Genomic DNA, 3193 nt, shown 5'->3' on the forward strand with positions numbered 1-3193 from the left:
GGCTGGTCAAGACCGGCCTGGTGGAAAGGGCGGAGAAGGTCCTGAAAGCCTCGAACGTGGATTACGTCCTGTTCGCGGATGTCATCCCCAACCCGCCCATCGCACTGGTGGACCATGGTGCCGAGGTGTACAAGCGGGAAGGATGCGACGGCCTGATCGGCTTCGGCGGCGGCAGTTCCATGGATACCGCCAAGGCCATCGGCGTGGTGGTGGCCAACGGTGGTTCTATCCTGCAATATGAATGGGCCGATCCTCAGCCCATCAAGAAGCGCGTCCCGCCGCTGATCACCGTGCCGACCACCGCCGGCACCGGCAGTGAGGTCACCCTGTGGGCGGTCATCACTGACCCCAACCGCCACATCAAGTTCAACGTCGGCGGCACCGGTCTCATCGCCCCATACGTGGCGCTGATTGACCCCGAGCTGACCCTGGGACTGCCGGCCCCCATCACCGCCGGCACCGGCCTGGATGCCCTGACCCATGCCATCGAATGCTACACCTGCGCCTATGCCCAGCCCTGGCCCGACGCCGTGGCCCTGTGGGCGATCGAAGAAATTGGCAAATGGCTGCGCATCGCCTTCGCCCAGGGCAACAACCTCAAGGCCCGCTACCAGATGTCCATGGCCGCCATGCTCGCCGGCATGTCCTACGGCACCGAGAGCGCCGGCGCCGTGCACGCCATGAGCCAGACCGCCGGCGGCGTCTATGACCTGCCGCACGGCACGCTGACCGCCGCGCTCCTGCCCCACGTCATGGCCTACAACTATCTCGGCGAGCCGGAGAAATACGCCCGCATCGCCCTGGCCCTGGGAGAGGACATCCGCGGCCTGAGCGTCTGGGACGCCGCCTGGAAGGCCGTCGAGGCAGTGCGCCGGCTGGTCAAGGACCTGGAAATCCCCACCCTGGCGCAGATGGGCATCCCGAAGAAGGACATCCCCATGCTGGCCGAGCTGGCCTTCAAAGACCCGCAGACCATCGGCAACCCGCGCGATCTGACGCTGGAAAGCTACATCAAGATTTACGAGTCCTGCTTCGAGGAATAAATCCGCCGGGGCAGTACTTGACCCCGCGGAAACGCATCCCATCGGTCACGCCTGGAGCCCTACGGGGGCTCCAGGCGCTTTTATTCGCCGGCCAAGTGTGTCTTCATTGACAAAACAGCCCCCTTCGTTTACACTACCCGCGTGCAGCCTCCTACCCCGATATATGGGTGAACGCTATGGACGACGAACTTGATCTGGGCCGTTATCTGCGCATCTTGGTGCGGCATGCCCGGCTGGGAATCGTGGTCTTCCTCCTGACCGCCGGCGCCGTGCTCATCGCCAATCTCCTGCGGCCGGCCAGCTACACGGCCACCGCCACCCTTTTCGCCGGCGGCCCCCAGTACCAGTGGCGCTTCGATTCCCGCCTCTCCCCCAACACGCCGGTCAACGTGAACTGGCAGAAAATTTTCCTGGACCTGGCCAAAGACCCCTGGTTCCGGGACCAGATCGCCGCGCAAGTGGAGGCCCGCTTCCCCGGCAAAAACATCGGGGAGATGAGCGTGCGGGCCGGCAAGCAGTCGCTCATCCACATTGATGTCACCGCTCCCACACCTCAGGAAGCCGCCGAACTGGCCAACGCCTGGGCGGAGGCCTTTGCCAACCAGGCCGAAAAGCTGTACGGCGCCACCGCGCTCTCCGAGCCATTTGCCCAGGAGCTGAAGCGCTGGGAGGAACAATACCAGCAGGCGGTCCAGGCAGTGGAAGATTTCAAAGCGCGCACCGGTGTGGGCATCGCCTCAGAGGGCGCCCCGTCGCTGGAGGGCTATGAGTGGCTGGGAGCGCTGGGCATGGAGCTGGCGGAGCGCAGCCGGCAGTTGGCCGCCCACCGCCAGGCCATCGCCAACCTGCAGTTGCTGAAAGAACAGTTGGAGCAGGCGCGCCGGCAGAACTCCTCCCTGGAGAGCCTGCCCTGGCAGTTGTTGGACGCGCCCACCATCGCCGCCCGCGGCATCCTGACGCACGAGGTCGTCGCCCAGCACCTGAACGACGCCGGCGCCTTGGCCGGCCTGCTGGAGGCCGAGCTGACGGCCCAGCAAGCCGCCGCTAGTGCCCTGGAACGGCGCTTGAACGAGGATCAAGCGCAACTGGCCCAGCTCTCCTCGGAGTTGGATCGTCTGGTGGAAGAGCGCAACCTGGCCCGGGAGAACTATCTGACCCTTCAGCGCAAGGTCAACGAGATTGAGATTGAGAACCGGGTCGAGGGGCCGTTGGTGCGGGTGGTCGGGGAGGCCGCCGTCCCAGAAAGAAGGGCCTCCCGAGATTGGCCGGTGGCCGCCCTGCTGGCCGTCGTCGCCGGCGCCGTCCTGGGCATCGGAGCTTGCCTCATCGCTGAGTACCTGGCCCGGCGCCCGCAGTAATGCAGTATGAAGGCGCATTGGATGTCTATATTCTCCAAGCCCCTTGGGGGCCTGGTGGTGATTTTCCTGCTGGCCGGCATGCGCGCCGCCTCCTTCGGCCTGCTGACGGTCCCTCCCTGGCAGGCGCCGGATGAACCCGGCCACTATGAATATGCCCGTCTCCTGGCGGACTTCGGCCTGCAGGAACCTCCTGCGCCGGCGCGGGGCTCCCTCCAGCGTGACATCATCGCCTCCCTGGCGGAGGAGCGCTCTTGGGAGGGGCTGGGCAAGCCCATTCCCCATCCCCTGCCGGCCCGCTTCACCCAGGACCCTTATCTCATCAGCCAACGCGAGGACGAGCCGGCGCTCTACTACCTCCTGCCGGCGCTCTTCCTGCGCGGGATGCCGGCGGAACCCGTCCTCGGCCTGCGGCTCATGCGTCTATGGTCCGTCCTGCTGTATGCCCTGACCATGTGCTGTATCTGGCTGGGGCTGGGCGAACTGACGTCCGACGCCCATCTGCACCACCTGGCCATGGCCGCGGCACTGCTCATCCCCATGCCGGCCTTCATCGGCAGTTCGGCCAATAATGACGCCGCCGGCATGCTCATCGCCGCCGCCGCACTGTGGTGGCTCCTGCGCACCATCCGGCGGGGCTGGAACCCCTGGAGAGCAGGGCTGATGGCGCTCTTCCTGCTGACTGCGGCGTTCACAAAGAAGACGACGCTGTTCCTTTGGCCGGCGGTCCTGCTCACGCTCTTGACCATGTACCGGAAAGAACTGCGGGCCTGGTTGGCCGCCCGCCGCGCCTGG

General features: G+C 65.9%; 3 protein-coding genes. All 3 read left to right on the plus strand.

Annotated features, from left to right (window positions below):
- Positions 1–1043, plus strand: a 1043-nt coding sequence (locus tag H5T60_13440) for an iron-containing alcohol dehydrogenase (protein MBC7243434.1), incomplete at its 5' end; no start/stop codon positions are given.
- A gap of 176 nt (positions 1044–1219) precedes the next feature.
- On the plus strand, positions 1220–2401 hold the full coding sequence (locus H5T60_13445; GenBank protein ID MBC7243435.1) for a hypothetical protein: 1182 nt from the start codon (positions 1220–1222) through the stop codon (positions 2399–2401).
- A 21-nt stretch (positions 2402–2422) separates the two neighbouring features.
- A partial coding sequence (locus H5T60_13450) for a DUF2142 domain-containing protein (GenBank protein ID MBC7243436.1) occupies positions 2423–3193 on the plus strand: 771 nt, incomplete at its 3' end.

Source organism: Anaerolineae bacterium, from assembly GCA_014360855.1.
GTDB lineage: Bacteria > Chloroflexota > Anaerolineae > JACIWP01 > JACIWP01 > JACIWP01.

Bases quoted from the DNA above. Each gene is read 5' to 3' on its own strand.
- H5T60_13445 (MBC7243435.1), top strand. From the start codon at position 1,220: ATGGACGACGAACTTGATCTGGGCCGTTATCTGCGCATCTTGGTGCGG.